General features: G+C 40.0%; 10 protein-coding genes. 4 read left to right on the top strand and 6 right to left on the bottom strand.

Annotated elements, in window-relative coordinates:
* Nucleotides 1-434: 434 nt before the first annotated feature.
* The 4 genes from VK159_RS20940 to VK159_RS20925 all read right to left on the bottom strand — a co-directional run bounded on the left by VK159_RS20940 (nucleotide 435) and on the right by VK159_RS20925 (nucleotide 7,225).
* The gene (locus VK159_RS20940) at nucleotides 435-1,916 is read right to left on the bottom strand and encodes a RagB/SusD family nutrient uptake outer membrane protein (RefSeq protein ID WP_324232126.1); all 1,482 of its coding nucleotides are present in this window, start codon (nucleotides 1,914-1,916) and stop codon (nucleotides 435-437) included.
* Nucleotides 1,917-1,930: 14 nt separating this feature from the next.
* Nucleotides 1,931-5,125: a SusC/RagA family TonB-linked outer membrane protein gene (locus VK159_RS20935; RefSeq protein WP_324232125.1), complete on the bottom strand. Its 3,195-nt coding sequence runs from the start codon at nucleotides 5,123-5,125 to the stop codon at nucleotides 1,931-1,933.
* 335 nt (nucleotides 5,126-5,460) lie between these two features.
* Nucleotides 5,461-6,543: an amidohydrolase family protein gene (locus VK159_RS20930; protein WP_324232124.1), complete on the bottom strand. Its 1,083-nt coding sequence runs from the start codon at nucleotides 6,541-6,543 to the stop codon at nucleotides 5,461-5,463.
* A 139-nt stretch (nucleotides 6,544-6,682) separates the two neighbouring features.
* Entirely contained in the window at nucleotides 6,683-7,225 is a 543-nt protein-coding gene (locus VK159_RS20925; RefSeq protein ID WP_324232123.1) for a nuclear transport factor 2 family protein, read from the bottom strand.
* A gap of 328 nt (nucleotides 7,226-7,553) precedes the next feature.
* Here VK159_RS20925 and ppdK point away from each other — a divergent pair, with 328 nt between their 5' ends.
* Nucleotides 7,554-10,307, top strand: coding sequence for a pyruvate, phosphate dikinase (gene ppdK, locus VK159_RS20920; protein ID WP_324232122.1), 2,754 nt, complete (start codon nucleotides 7,554-7,556; stop codon nucleotides 10,305-10,307).
* Between the two features lie 70 nt (nucleotides 10,308-10,377).
* Here ppdK and ytxJ read toward each other — a convergent pair whose 3' ends face one another.
* Nucleotides 10,378-10,713: a bacillithiol system redox-active protein YtxJ gene (gene ytxJ, locus VK159_RS20915; RefSeq protein ID WP_324232121.1), complete on the bottom strand. Its 336-nt coding sequence runs from the start codon at nucleotides 10,711-10,713 to the stop codon at nucleotides 10,378-10,380.
* A gap of 280 nt (nucleotides 10,714-10,993) precedes the next feature.
* On the opposite strand from ytxJ, the gene VK159_RS20910 reads away from it, so the two are divergent.
* From VK159_RS20910 to VK159_RS20900, 3 genes are all read left to right on the top strand, one after another.
* Nucleotides 10,994-11,821: a 3'-5' exonuclease gene (locus VK159_RS20910; protein ID WP_324232120.1), complete on the top strand. Its 828-nt coding sequence runs from the start codon at nucleotides 10,994-10,996 to the stop codon at nucleotides 11,819-11,821.
* A gap of 71 nt (nucleotides 11,822-11,892) precedes the next feature.
* Nucleotides 11,893-12,690 carry a polyprenol monophosphomannose synthase gene (locus VK159_RS20905; RefSeq protein WP_324232119.1) on the top strand — a complete coding sequence of 266 codons (798 nt, stop codon included), beginning with the start codon at nucleotides 11,893-11,895 and terminating at the stop codon, nucleotides 12,688-12,690.
* Between the two features lie 8 nt (nucleotides 12,691-12,698).
* Complete coding sequence (locus tag VK159_RS20900) at nucleotides 12,699-13,586, top strand: DMT family transporter (RefSeq protein WP_324232118.1); 888 nt, start codon at nucleotides 12,699-12,701, stop codon at nucleotides 13,584-13,586.
* 25 nt (nucleotides 13,587-13,611) lie between these two features.
* On the opposite strand, the gene VK159_RS20895 is transcribed toward VK159_RS20900, so the two are convergent.
* Nucleotides 13,612-16,059: a TonB-dependent receptor gene (locus VK159_RS20895; protein ID WP_324232117.1), complete on the bottom strand. Its 2,448-nt coding sequence runs from the start codon at nucleotides 16,057-16,059 to the stop codon at nucleotides 13,612-13,614.
* Between the last annotated feature and the right edge of the window lie 69 nt (nucleotides 16,060-16,128).

The following is a 16,128-nucleotide window of genomic DNA, read 5'->3' as shown; positions in this document are numbered from 1 at the left end:
AAGAATAATCTGGGCTCGAGGAGAGCTAAAGCCATCAATTTAAATTGGTGGCTTTTTTGATTTTTTATTGATAGATCCGCCTACCCACCGAAAGCAATCGAGGGCTGAGCTTTGGTGTCAGTCTTATACATTCTGCCTGTCAGACCAGTCTGCAAACGAAATTTTATTCCTCTAAGTTGTATGGTTGTACTGATGAGAAAATGTTTCCTAATGCCATCAGAGGTGGCACGGTTAGATGATTTTGTTTAAAGAAATTAATACCTGCCGGCAAGCTTGGTTTAGTTTTTTGTAAGGATGGTTTATGCTTCTTGTATTGTTTCTCAGTTAAAGCTTGATATATTATTGTTCTATGGGTAAATTCAAGAAAATGAATAGACCAAAAAAAAGGTTGACTGAATTTCAGTCAACCTTTTTTTTGGTCTATTATAATTTATTTATAACGGGTTTTGTTCCAAATTAGGATTGGCATTCATCTCATCTTGCGGGAAAAGCCATTGCCATAATTTGTCGTTGGCAGGAACATTTAATGTTAAAGAGATAGTGGCATTAGTGTTCGGTACAACAGTTCTGTCAAGAGGAATATTCATTCGCTTAAGATCAAACCATCTAAATCCTTCACCCCAAAGCTCAACTCTCCTGTGAAATAAAATTTCGTCTAAAAGTGCAGCTCCTGTGTTTGTTGATAACACGTAACTGGGATTTCTGTTTTTAATTAACGTGAATAACGCTTGTTGTGCATCAGCATCACGTCCACCTTGACGAGCTCTTGCTTCTGCTTCAATAAGATACATTTCTGCAGCACGCATGTACGGTACATCGCCAATACTTGTGGCATTATCAAATGCAAGAAATTTTTTGCTTTGGTAAGGTATTCTTGCACCACCCGGAGGAATGGGAACGCCTGCACCGGTTAGGTCCCAAACACTTTTTCTTATATCTGTTGCAGGTAATGCATTCCACAAAGCTGAATTTATTGCTTTGGGTTGAGTTCTTGTATTTGTGCCGTTAAAGTTGCAACCCATATTAGCAAAAAATGACCAAAAGAATGTATTATGATCAGCAATTTGATCACTACCCCACATCCACTCAGAAATACCAGTATTATTAAACCCTGCTGTATAGTCTGCGTTGCTCATTAATGCAAAACCACTTCTTGCAGCAATTGCCATAGTTGCGGCAACATCCCAGTTTTGCTGAGTGAGCGCTACACGTGCTTTAATCCCTTGAGCTACATTTTTATTAAAATTCGATTTTGCAGCGGAGCCTGTTCTAACGTAACCATCAAGCAGTGAAATAGCTTCATCTAAATCTTTATTGATTTGTGTATAAACTTCGGCTACAGTTGCCCGCTTTTGTCCTTCAAGTGTATTTGTAGTTAAAAGTGGCACCCCTAAACCGTTGTTAGGATTTCCTGCAACAAACCGCTCACCCCAAAACTGAACCAGTTCAAAGTGTGCCCAAGCCCGGTAAACAAGCGCTTGTCCTTTTATATAATTCTTGTCTGCTTGAGGACCTGGTACACCATCCATCCCGTTAATCAGAACATTTGCATTTGAAATAATTCGATAGTAAAGGCGATAAACAAATCGAGTATCTCCGGAATTTACATTTCGATGATTGAGCCATTTTAAATGGTTGCCAAAATCTTGCCTGCCATTTGCCAAAGTGTAAAGTACATCTTCGCCCATCAAATCTCTTATAACCATTATCGCAGATGTTCCCCCTTGTGGTTGTGCATCATATTGCGTGTACATAATACGATGAATGCCATTAAGAGCAGCCCATGCGTTTTTTGTACTGGATAATGCGTCAGCAGCGGCAACAGCAGTGGTTGAGAAAGTATCTAAAAAACTCTTCTTACAAGAAGAAAAGATTATTGAAGATAGTAGTAGGAGGGATAATATTTTTAATTTCATTGCTACTGAATTTATTAGTTAAGTGTAAAGGTTATGCCTGCGGTAATTATTCTTGCAGGAGGGTATTCACCACCAGTTATACCAGAAAACGCATTTTGATTATTCATACCTACACGTTTAGAAAAGAACGCTACATTTTCAAGGCTTATATAACACTGTGCACCTGAAATTTTCGCCCTGCTTAAAAGCTCATTTGGGAACTGGTAAGAAAGGTTCAAGGTCCTGATATTTAAATAAGAAGCGTCAATCAACCAGCGTGATGAAGTTGCGTTAAAATCTGCTGTTTGGCCATTGTCCATGCGAGGTACATTTGTAATATCGCCGGGTTTTTGCCATCTTTTTAAAATATCAACATGTACGGCACTTCCGTATGTACCTGATGACATAAGTGTTTGGTAATTGGCATCGTACGTTTTACCACCAACCTGGAATGTAAATAATGCCTGTAAAGTAAAGCCCTTATATCTGAATGCAGGTGCAAAACTTCCATATAGATCAGGTATCACACCTTCATGATAAGCGAATTTTCCGTTTGCAACTAAAGTTGTAACAGTATCTTTTCCCCCGTCTTTATTATCAATCAAGCGAATGCCGCTCGATGCTGTTGTATTGCCTGCCCAATAAAGTACTGACCCATCAGAAGGATCAACGCCATAGTACGAACGTAACCAATAGTCAAATAGTGAAGCTCCAACTTGATATTTTTTTGTGCCACTAACAAATTCCTTAACACTTTCCGGCATTTTTGTAATCCTGTTTTTTACAGTAGTTAAGTTAACGCCAAGACTCCAGGTGAAATCTTTTGTTCTGATAATATCACCATTCAATTGTAATTCAAGCCCTTTATTATACATAGTGGCTGTATTTTTTGTTGCAGATAACAATCCGCTTGACAATGGAGTAGGTACCGCAAATAATAAATCACTTGATCTGCGATCATAATATTCAATTGTACCGCTCAGCCTAGACTTGAAGAGTGAAAATTCTACTCCAATGTCTGCCTGCGTATTGATTTCCCAGGTAAGATCCCTGTTTTCAACTTGCGTTTGACTTTGAACGATGCCTGATTCATTCGCATTATTTGCAAAACCGTACAAACCCTGCCATGCATACAAACCTATACCATCTGCTACGCCAACAAGACCGTATGAACCCCGTAGCTTAAGATTATCAATCCATTTTATACCTGACATGAAACTTTCTCTGCTTACATTCCAGCCACCGCCAAGTGCCCAGAAAGTACCCCAACGTGATTCACTTGCAAAACGGGAGTTCCCATCTCTGCGCAAACTAGCTGTTAACAGATATCTGCCATCGAAATCATAATTAACTCTTGAAAAGTAACTTTCAATTCTGTACCTGTCTGTTGAAGAACCTAATGAATTGATCGTCGTAAAGTTTCCAAATTCATTAATACCGGTAAGTGATTGACCTTGTCTGAAACCATTTATGCTTGTGCTGAATTGATTAAAAGTTTCATGCCCAACAAGTGCATCTACTCGGTGGTTACCAAACTTTCTGCCATAACCAAGCAATTGATTTGCTGTTAATCCAACTGTTGATCCTGAACTTTTTTGAAGTCTTCCAGCCGGTGCACCATCGCCAACAAGTGTATTTTCAAACGTGCCATCGTTGTCTGTTTGAAAATCCACAGCTACATTATTTGTGAATTTGAAGTCACGAAACAAAGTAATTTCAGTATTTGATCTTGCTCCAATTACCCATCGTGTAGATAAATAATCGTTCAGAATTAATTCTGCAGGAGCGTGGCGTCCAGAAGTAGTGCCAGGTCTGTTTCGGATTCCATTTTGAATACCAATGGCTTCATTCTGAAAATTCCCCAAGTCCCATATTCTGTTCCCGCCAGCATCTAACACATACTGACCAGTGGTCATGTTGTGAGCATAATACGGATAAATAGGGCCAAGATTTCTTGTAAACGTAAACGGGTTAACTATACCGCCACCATCGGAAGTAGTATTAAATTTTGAGTAGTTGCTCGTAACATTTAAACCTGTTTTTAGCCATTCTAATGGTCTTACGTTTGTGTTTAATCTTATAGAATATCTTTCAAAATCTGTTTGAATTGTATAGCCATCTTCCTTTAAATACCCCATAGAAAGAAAATAATCCGCTTTATCTGTACCACCGCTAAAATTGATACCGTAATCTTTTCGCACACCGTTACGCATTAATTCTTTTGTCCAATCCAAATCATCAGCATATAATAGTTGGGCATTAGCATTTAATTTACCATCAACACCTACTATCTGATTTCGTGCAACATTAAATGGGTTGTAAGCCAATAAATCTGATATCCCGTTTCTGCTTGTAAGGCCAGATGCAACTCTGTTTGCAGAGTCTAAAGAAATTGCGCCACTGGCACGGTAAACAAGCGAATTACGGTAGGCTTCCCACATTACAGGATAATATTCATTTGGCCCAACCCTGTCATATTCCTGCAAACCACGTTGTGAAAATCCTTGTGCGATCTTTACAGAAATACTGTTTTTGCCTTTTTTACCTTTTTTTGTTGTTATCATAACAACTCCGTTACCTGCTCTGGAACCATATAATGCGGTTGCGGATGCATCCTTTAAGACGGTAATGTTTTCTACATCATCAGGATTGATGTTTGAACTACCACCAACATATGGCACACCGTCAATCACAAAAAGTGGATCCTGTGTTGCAGAGATTGACCCGAAACCTCTTATGCGAATAGCATTTGAGTTACCCGGTTGTCCTGATCCTGACGTTGTTACTACTCCGGGAATTGCACCTTCTATTGATTTGACAACGTTGCCTAAAGGCCTCTTTTCAATATCTGCCGCTTTAATTGAACCAACTGAACCAGTAAAAGCTTCCTTCTTTGTGGTACCATACGCAACTACCACTACTTCAGACAAAGATTTTGAAGTTGAAGTAAGTGCTAAATTAAATGTGGAGCGGTTGCCAATGGCGACCTCAAGATTCTCATAATCGAGAAGCGTTATCACCAATGTTTTTGCGCTTGTCGGCACATTTAATTTGAAGGTGCCGTCTGCAGCTGTTGTTGTGCCTACCGTTGTACCTTTTACAACAACAGAAACACCCGAAAGTGGAGATCCGTCTTTGTCATCTGTTACTTTACCGGAAACAGATTTTTCCTGGGCCATCATGTGTAATGAACATAACAGCAAAGAAATAAGCAGTGCAAATTTTCTCATGCTCGTTTTGGTTTATAAATTAATAATTGTAGGTGATTTTAAGGAAGCTATAATCTATACGGAAAGCAGTTTGTGCAATATATCCTCTTTCTGCTATCCGGAAAACAAGAATTTATGAACGGTAAAAAAAAAGACACAATCTGTTTAAATATTGCTGCACGAAATACCGTCATTATAAAACATATGACAGATACGTGATGAATAACAATAATTAAATGATTTTTTAAACGTGTCTTTAATAACCATCAGTCAAAAAAAACAACAGATCCAGTTCCACGAAATTTTTCTTATTTGCTTAAGGGCATGTGAATGTACTGGCTTATCGTCTCCAAATCTTACTCAGGCCATCCACTCTTATCGATATTAGGTATTATGCGCAGCGCATTTTTGTAATACACTTTCTTTAAAATCGAATCTGGTAAACCCATGCCGTACATTGGCCAGAAGGCATGGTATTTTTTGTGGTAAGGAAAATATTCATCTTCTGTTTCAAGCACACGGAAATAGGTTGCATATTCAGATGGCACCCAACTGTCTTTCCCAAACAAAATACGATCCTGGTATTTGGTGAAGAACGCCTTCGCCATTTTTGGTTGTCGCCCGATTTCAGCAATCACAGCACCAAACTCAACAACTACATTTGGCATTGCATCAAGGATGCCACTGAGCTTTTGCAGGTCGTTAGGGTACCAGCCAAAATGTGCAGCAATAAATGTGGTGTTCTTATGTTTTTTGAAAAGATTATGTTGTTCTGTAATCAAAGTTTCAAACGGCACAGGATTATCGGCGCCACGTTTTCTGTTTGGGTTAATGATCAACTCCAGCCAGCGTTCATTGGTATTATCTAACGGATCCCAGAATGATTTTGGATCGGCCGTATGAATGATTACCGGAATTTTTAATTCACCTGCTTTTTTCCAAACAGCATCAAGTCTTGCATCATCAACAGGAACACGGTTGCCATTAATATCTTTTACACTAAAACCAAGACTCTTGTAGATCTTTAATCCATTGGCGCCATTCTTTACATCGTCTTCCAATTGCTTCGCAGCTTTTTCGCCCCAGCCGGGTTCGCCCACGCCTTTGAAATCCACATTGGCAAATACAATAAAACGACCGGGTTTGTTTTCTTTGATATTCTTTGCTGCACCGCTGATCTGTTCGCCGCTGCCGCCGCTCAGGTTTACCATCACCCGCATATTCAATTTATCCATTTCTGTGGTAAGCGTATTCAGGTCCATTGTCGGCATCCGGAACTGATGATTGTGCACATCAATAAACGGAAACTTTGCTTTGGTAACCGGGTGTTGTGGTACCACTAATGTTGAAGGAGGATTATAGCTTTCGAAATCAATTTTCTGTTGTGCAGTTGCAGCTGTTGTAAACAATAAAGTACCAATAAGAAAAACCTTATGCATGTTGATGATTGTTTTTGTGGTTCAAAGAAAGCAACTAATTAAACAGAACTGTTTCCGCTTGTCATTTTTTAACCGGGGGTAAAAAGAAAAGCCCGAAAGCAAATGCTTCCGGGCCTTAACTATCAAGCATGAGAAAAAACTATTTAGCCATCGCTGCATTAATAGGCACACGATCGAGGTATTGCACTACACGGTCAATTTTATCGTTGGCGTCAAAATGCTGCACGGTGTGTATCGACTGTATCATGCGTTTGCCGGTTTTATATTTTGCATTCGTACTATACCAGCTGAGCAACCATATACCTGCAGCTTCTGTTGCCTGTGTTTGGTTTACTTTCACCGGCAACCATATCTGGTTGCTGAAGCTGATTGAATCGATATTGTTTGTTCTTCTGTCTTTCCAATATTGAACTACGGCTGCTTTTCCAACTATAGAGTCGCCATTATTCCACTGCCAGACAATATTATCGGCCCAGTTTGAAGACCATCCATCAATATCACCTGATGACATGCTGGCTAACCCGCTTTTCCCGATCTCAATGTACTTTGGATCAGCAAATTCAGCCGGTTGAGCTTTGGTTTCGGTAGTAGCAGGAGTGGTTTCGGCAGCTTCGTCTGGTTTTGGATTGTTACAGGCTGCAAGCAAAAGGAATGACATCATTCCAACAAGAAATCGTTTCATGTAAGATTGTTTTAAAATGTGAATATGAAAAAGGGAGATCAAAATATGGTTCACAATGTGCGGAAGAATAAGAAAGCTACTCAATAAAAATTGCATTGTCAATATTTGATCAAAAGTTTAGGTACATTTTTCAGGTAATCATAGTCAGCTTTTTGTTCCTAAAAACTGACAGTGGTAAGCTTTTTTCTTGCGGACAATCATTCTTTGCCCCGTGCACCACTTCTACTTTTACTTCTGAAAAAAAAGTTATTTAAAAGGAACGATTGCGAAAGCAACAGGAGTTGGGAAGCGCAGTATTTCCTCTCAGTACATTCAAAAACTTCTAACAATGGCAACAGTTAAAAAACCAATCAAGTATGTTTATTCCTTTGGTGGTGGTAAGGCCGACGGGAATGAATCAATGAAAAATCTATTGGGTGGAAAAGGCGCAAACCTGGCCGAAATGGCGGGCCATCCGAACTTACGTTTACCGGTTCCTCCGGGCTTCACACTTTCTACTGAAGTATGTACCTATTATTATGATCATAAGAAAACCTATCCCAAGGTATTAAACCAACAGGTGCAGGAAGCATTGTTGAAAATGGAAAAGATCACCGGTAAAAAATTCGGTGATGTGAAAAATCCATTGCTTGTTTCGGTACGCTCCGGTGCACGCCGAAGTATGCCTGGCATGATGGAAACAGTATTGAATGTTGGCTTGAATGAAAATACCATCAAAGGAATTATTGAACAAAGCGGCGATGCCCGTTTTGCCTATGATGCATATCGTCGTTTAATTATGATGTATGCAGATGTGGTGATGGAAAAAGCCGGTGGTATTGAACCCAAAGGTGGAAAAGGTATCCGTAAAGTATTGGATGAAAAACTGGAGAAAGTAAAACATACAAAAGGATACAAGTTCGATACTGATCTTACAGTTGACGAATTAAAAAAACTGGTGAAAGATTTTAAGGCAACGGTTGTAAAAGTATTGGGCAAACCATTTCCGGAAGATCCATATGAACAATTGTGGGGTAGTGTTGGTGCAGTGTTCAGCAGTTGGATGGGTAAGCGTGCTATTGAATATCGCCGTATAGAAAAAATTCCTGACGAATGGGGAACTGCTGTAAACGTACAAGCAATGGTGTTTGGAAATATGGGCGATAAAAGTGCAACAGGTGTGGCCTTTACACGCAACCCCGGCAATGGTGAAAATTATTTTTATGGTGAATACTTAGTGAATGCGCAAGGCGAAGATGTGGTGGCTGGTATACGTACACCCGCACCCGTAAATGAATATTCAAAAAATGCGCAGAGCGAACATTTTACTACACTTGAAAAGTTAATGCCTTCGCTTTACAAAGAATTATATGGTTATCAGCAAAGGCTGGAAAAACATTACAAAGACATGCAGGATATTGAGTTTACCATTGAAAATGGTACACTGTATATGTTGCAATGTCGTGTTGGTAAACGCAATGGTGTTGCAGCTGTTCGCATGGCAATGGACATGTATAAATCAAAATTGATCGATGCAAGAACAGCCATTCTTCGTGTAAGTCCGAATCAATTGGTGGAATTGTTACTGCCAATGCTCGATCCGAAAGTTGAATTGATTCAACCGGTTATTGCAAAAGGTTTACCTGCAGGTCCGGGTGGTGCAAAGGGCCGTGTGGTATTTACATCGGAAGATGCAGTTGAATGGGCATCAAGAGGAGAGAAAGTAATTCTGGTTCGTGAAGAAACATCACCTGAAGATGTAGATGGCATGCATAAAGCACAAGCGATTCTTACAACCAAAGGTGGTATGACCTCGCATGCTGCACTTGTTGCACGTGGCTGGGGCAAATGCTGTATTGTTGGTTGTGGTGATATTGAAATCCATGCCAACACAAAAGTCTTTCATGCAAAAAATGATGTGATCATTAAAGAAGGTGACTGGATCAGTTTGAACGGTACCAAAGGTTTAGTATATGAAGGCAGCATGGCATTGGTTGATATTGACATCGAAAAGAATGCTTCCTACAAAGAACTCATGAAGCTGGTTGATAAAACCAAACAGATCGGTGTGCGTGCAAATGCTGAAACGCCTGAGGATGCATCAACTGCATTTAAGTTTGGAGCAGAAGGTATTGGTTTGTTCCGCACCGAGCATATGTTTTATGGCGAAGGAAGTGAGCAGCCATTGTTTCTCCTGCGTAAAATGATTGTAAGTAAAACAGAAAAGGAAAGAAGAGATGCGTTGAATGGTTTATTCAAATATGTGAAGAAAGATATTAAGGATACACTGGAAGTGATGAAAGGAAATCCTGTTACCATTCGCTTGCTCGATCCTCCGCTGCATGAATTTGTTCCGCATGATGCTGAAAAATTACAGGAGTTAAGTAAAGAGTTGGGTATCCGCATGAGTGTATTGAAAAGAAGGGTATTAGCATTGCATGAAAACAATCCGATGCTTGGTCACCGTGGCGTACGTTTGGGTATCAGTTACCCTGAAATTACGGAGATGCAGATACGTGCCATTTTTGAAGCAACCGTTGAGTTAACAAAAAAAGGCAAGAAAGCGTTGCCTGAAATTATGATCCCTGTTGTTTGTGGTAAACATGAATTGCGTCATCAGCGGGCTATTGTTAACCAGGTGTACAAGGAAACCTGCGAGAAGATGGGCGTTAAGAAAATACCCTATTTGTATGGAAGCATGATTGAAATTCCACGTGCTGCATTAAAAGCAAACAGTCTTGCAGAAGAAGCCGATTTCTTCAGCTTTGGTACCAACGATCTTACACAAATGAGTTTTGGTTTCAGTCGTGATGATATTGGCGGCTTCCTGCCAAAATATCTTGATCTGAAATTACTGCCATCCGATCCATTCCAAACGATTGATCAGAGTGGAGTAGGTGAACTCATCAAAATTGGTGTTGAAAGAGGACGGTTAACAAAGCCCAATCTTAAGATCGGTATTTGTGGTGAGCATGGTGGTGATCCTGAGAGTGTGATCTTCTGTCATAAAATTGGAATGAACTATGTGAGTTGTTCTCCGTTCCGTGTGCCGATTGCCCGTTTGGCTGCAGCACATGCTGCATTGGAGTTCCCTCGAAAATAATAGCTATGTAGAACCATTTGTTTGATTATGACCCTAAAGAAAAAGGCCGCCGTACAGGTGGCCTTCTTTATTAATTGAGTTGAAGCTGATCTTTTATTTCGTCCATATTAATTCCCATATGGCTTTCGTTGTAAACACATTTGCCATTTTTGATCACCAGTATTTGTGGCGATTCATGTTCAACAGCAAAACGATCAGCAACAGCATTTGACAAAGGACGGTAGGAGATCAGATCGAGATAATGAAACTGAAGTTCACCCGGAGCGTCGGCTCTTTCCAAACGGTTCTTGGCAACCGAACTTATATTACAACGGGTGCTGTGTTTGAAAATAACCTGAGGTTTCTCCTGCGACAAATAAATAACTTGTTCCAGATCATCTATGGAACGTAACGGGATCCAATTCATGTAAACTAATTTCCTGTAATAACAGCTTAAGCCCTAAAAGGTTTATTACTGTGGCTTGTCGGACAACCAATACCACGCTTGCTGCTGGCGCAAGAAGTGAAAACGAATGCTGCAATAGCAACTACGAGAAGAGAAATCATTACTTTTTTCATAAATAAACGGATTTTGGTTCCGCAAAAATAACCATGTTTTTGAGAATTTCGTCGAAATTACCTGAATTAAACGTTCACTAAGTGTATTTCAGTATCTGATGGTGCCTTTGTTTTAGCTATTTTTGCTCATGAGCCAACAGATTTCGATGGGTTTCGACGCTAATAACCAACCCGGTAACAATAATATGAGTTTACAACTGAACCGTCCGCTAGCCGTTATAGATCTTGAAACTACGGGTATAAATATCAGCAGCGACAGGATCGTTGAAATTGCCATCGTGAAAATTATGCCCGATGGCAGTCGCCAGGTAAAGCGAAAGCTCATAAACCCGGAAATGCCTATCCCTCCCGGTTCAACAGAAGTACACGGCATCAGCAATGAAATGGTGAAAGATGCGCCAACGTTCAAACAGGCTGCCAATGAAATTAAAATGTTCATGGCCAATTGCGATCTGGCTGGTTATAATTCCAACCGTTTTGATATTCCGTTATTGGTTGAAGAATTTCTGCGTGCAGGTCTGGATATTGAATTGAACGATCGCTCTTTGCTTGATGTGCAACGGGTGTTTCATATGATGGAGCAACGTACACTCAGTGCAGCTTATAAATTTTATTGTGATAAAGTGTTGGATGGTGCTCATAGTGCAGAAGTAGATGCGTTGGCAACATGGGAAGTATTGGAAGCACAGGTGAAACGTTATCCGCAAATGGGTGCAAGTGTTGATGCCATTGTAAAGTTTACAGGTGAAGATCAGATCGTTGATTTTGCCCGCAGGTTTGTAATGGAGAATGGTGTAGAAGTGTTCAACTTTGGAAAACATAAAGGCAAGCCTGTTACATTGGTATTAAAGCAGGAACCTCAATATTATGATTGGATGATGAAAGGAGATTTTCCACTGCACACCAAACAAAAGCTCACAGAAATATTAAATCGTACCCTGTTAAAAAAGAACTAAACGTTCTTGCAGCAGAAGAAGTTTTGTTTAAGGTTTTCGAAATCAACTAAATTGCAACGCAAACATTCAGATTGGAAAAACTCGTCATCATACCCACTTACAACGAAAAGGAAAATATCGAACATATTATCCGTGCCGTTTTTACTTTACATGAAGGTTTTCATGTGTTGGTGATTGATGATGGTTCTCCCGATGGCACTGCACAAATTGTAAAGCAATTACAACCTTCTTTCACCAATCAATTATTCATTGAAGAACGCAAAGGCAAACTTGGATTAGGTACGGCTTATATCCACGGATTTAAATGGGCCATTGAAAAAGGATACCGATTCATTTGTGAAATGGATGCTGACTTTAGTCATAACCCGGCTGATCTTGCTCGTTTGGTTGATGCCTGCAAAACAGGTGGTGCTGATCTTGCAATTGGCAGCCGCTATGTAACAGGTGGTGCTGTTGCCAACTGGCCGCAACGGCGTATCTTACTTTCAAAAGGCGCCTCTTTATATACACGCATGATAACCTGGATGCCTGTGATGGACCCCACAGCAGGTTTTGTTTGTTACAAACGTGAAACACTCGAAGCTTTGAATTTAGACGGAATTAATTTTGTGGGTTATGCTTTCCAGATCGAAATGAAATTTGCTGCATGGAAATTGAAGTTTAAGATTACAGAAGTGCCTATCACATTTGTTGATCGCAAATTAGGGGCAAGCAAAATGAACAAAGGGATTGTGAAAGAAGGCATATTGGGCGTGTTAAAACTGCGTTGGCAAAGTTTATTCAAAGATTATCACGCAAGAATAAAAAGCAAAGGCGAATCGACTTCTAAATATTCATCTGATGATGTAGTTGCGCAAAGCAATCATTGATCTCTAAAATGCATCCCACAACCAAAGCTTTTTTACAATTACATGCTGCTGTTTTCCTGGCTGGTTTTACGGGTGTGCTTGGCCGTTTGATCGAGTTAAACGAAGGCTGGCTGGTTTGGTATCGCATGTTGCTTTCATCTTTATTGTTACTGCTCATCTTTTTCATCCGTAAACAGTCGATCCGTATTGAACGAAAGTATTTACTGCAATGTGTAGGCATCGGTGCACTCATTGCCTTGCATTGGGTATTCTTTTATGGCAGCGTGAAATATGCGAACGTATCCATTGCATTGGTTTGTTTTGCAGCCACCGGTTCATTCACTGCTTTTCTGGAACCACTTTTGCATAAACGAAGATTGGACTTGGTAGAAGTATTGTTGGGTTTACTGGTTTTGCTCGGCATTTATCTCATCTTTCATTTTGATGTACAATATAAAACTGGTATTCTGCTCGGTGTTGCTGCTGCATTTCTATCGGCATTGTTTCCCATTTTTAATAAACGCTTGATTCAACATATTCCTGCTGCTAACTTAACCTTGTATGAGTTGGGTGGGGGATGGTTGATGTTGAGTTTATTGTTACCGTTGTACCTGCAATTTTCTCCCGCAGAAAAATATATTCCTTCTTTGAATGATTGGTTCTGGTTGTTGATGCTTGCATTGTTTTGCACGGTATTGGCTTTTCAATTATCAGTGACTGCATTGAAAAAGATATCACCCTTTACTGCAAATCTTACTTACAATCTTGAGCCTGTCTACGGAATTCTGCTTGCATTTTTATTGTATAATGAAAACAAAGATTTAGGCAAAGGATTCTATTGGGGAATTCTGTTGATTGTTGCAAGTGTGGTGATACAAACCGTTCGGGTATGGCAAACAAAAAAGCCATCCGTTTAATGAATGGCCTTTCCAATTTAATATTTTAAAATTCAATGATAAATCCAATTGTTGGTGTTACACTTGGATCATTGTTTTGCAGGATTACAGGAATTGCATTGCTGCCATCAAATGCAATCGGTTTTCCGTTTGTTGTTGCAAAACCACTATTATTTGCTGTGCGTTGAAATGTGTATTGCGGAAACGCCGGACTCTTTGCCACATACCAGTTACTCACATCGAGAAATACATCCAGCGTCAAACGTTTAAAATTCCACTTCTTATCAATACGCACATCACTGGAGTTAAAAGCAGTCAAACGGTTTTGATTCAACCGTGCATAATCCAAGATACCTTCACCTGTGCTGAGATAATTTTGGCGACTTGCCGTTTCATCAAACGGTGTAAACGGAGCGCCGCCCTGGTAACGGAATTTCAAACCAAGTTCCCAGTTGCGTGGAAATTTATAACCCCATGTTACACTCAACAGATGACGGTTATCCCAAGCACTCGAAACATATTTTCCATCTACACCGCTAAACTGACTGATGAATAAAGTATAACTGAATACTCCATAAAAACGCTTCGTTAATTTCTGTTGCGCAAAAAACTCAACACCATAAGTTCGTCCCTTACCTGTGCTCACAATATCTTCATTACCTAAAATATTAAAATCGCCACCCTTGTTTGCAAGGTTAATTCCATCACGCACACTCACCGGCATATTGCCATATTGCTTGTAGAAACCTTCAATGGTAAAACGTGTTGTGTTCTTCGGTAAATATTCAAATCCCACCACATAATGATCGCTGCGCAGATAATTTGCATCACGATTTACATAGTCGCTGTTGTTATTTTGAAAACCCAGAATGGTATAAGGAGCCAGTCGATAGTAACGGCCAACACTTGCATTCACAGTCCACCGATCGCTTAATACATAACTCAATCCCACACGTGGACTGAATGTTTGCAACAGATTCATCCCTTCATCGGTAAATGTATTTCCATCCATGCGCACGCCAACGTTTATGCCTAAGCGATCATCAAAGAAACGTTTGCCCGCCTGTACAAAACCGCCCAGCTTTAAAAAACTTTTCGATGTATTGAAATTAGCTTTCACTTCTGGCTGAACAAGATTGCCTAAAGTATCTCTAACTTCTGCACGAATGCGTGCAAACCCTTCGTTACTGAATTGCGGATTTTGTACAACAGCACCATAACTCAACTTCCATCCATTCAAGGTTTGGTTAACATCAAAACGTAATTTATTTTCTGTTTCATTAGATGTAACATCTAATGATTGTTGTGCAGGAGTGGGGTTGAGGTTATCTTCAAATCTTGTAATATTATTGTTAAAAGCATTACGGCTGATGGCCAAATTCCAGAAACCATTTTTAATATTTCGTTTCAACGCTGCTCCTACGGTATAATTCCATTGATTGATATTTGGGTTACTGTTGAGGATGTATAATTTCTCCGGCGTTGCTTCTGATGGTGCTGCAAAACTGAATTCATCAATTGCACCAACGCCTAAAACGGTTAATGTTGTTTTCTTATCAAACTGATGCGTCACTTTGTATTGAAAATCCCAGTAGTTTGGGCGAATAGGAAGGTCCAATGCCTGAAATAAAAACTGCAGATAACTACGCCGGGCACTTGCAAGGAAGGTCGTTTTCTTGTTCTTGCTTAAGGGGCCTTCTAATGTGGCGGCAAGTTCTGTTGCACTCAAACGGACATTACCTTGTACACGATTTGTGTTTCCTCTTTTTTGTTTGAATTCAAATACACTGCTGAGTGCATTGTCAAAACGGGCATCAAACGCTGAAGAACTGAGTTTTACATCTTCAATAAAGCTTACGTTTAAAATGCCTGTTGGTCCGCCACCTGCCCCTTGTGTTGCAAAGTGATTGATCACGGGAATTTCAATTCCATCTAAATAAAATACATTCTCACCAGGTCCGCCACCACGAATAATAATATCGTTACGGAAACCACCAACACTACCAGCCGTTCCGCCAACACCGGGCAGTGTATTGATCACACGACTGATATCGAAATTACCGCCGGGATTTGCTTTGATCTCTTCAGTAGTTAATCGTTGTACACTCAAAGGTGTTTCAAGCGTGGCAACTTTTGCCGTACGTCTGCCGGTAACCGTTATCTCGCCGATCGATTTAATTTCTTCTTCCAATTCAACCGTAACACTGGTTTCATTTCCTGAGGTAAGAACGATATTATAGATCGTGTAAGGTTTGTAACCAACCTTTGTGAAAACAACATTGTATGATTTAGGATCGATATTGCTGATGCGGAAACGTCCCAGCGAATCGGTTACTGAGCCCCATTCCGTATTTTCTACTTTTACCGAAACCGCATCAACCGGAAGCTGGGTTGCTTTGTTGACAACTGTGCCGGCAATAATGCCTTTATTCTGTGCAAAAGCAGGGTAAGCTGAGAGTGTGATAAGGAGTAAGCCTAAAATGTATCTGTTCATAAGTGTTATATTCCGTTGATGTAAAACAAGGATACAGCTAAAATGTTTAATTTAACTTGACGAACTTTA

This window comes from Lacibacter sp. (assembly GCF_035299325.1).
GTDB lineage: Bacteria > Bacteroidota > Bacteroidia > Chitinophagales > Chitinophagaceae > Lacibacter.
This window is presented reverse-complemented; position numbering and strand designations above follow the sequence as displayed.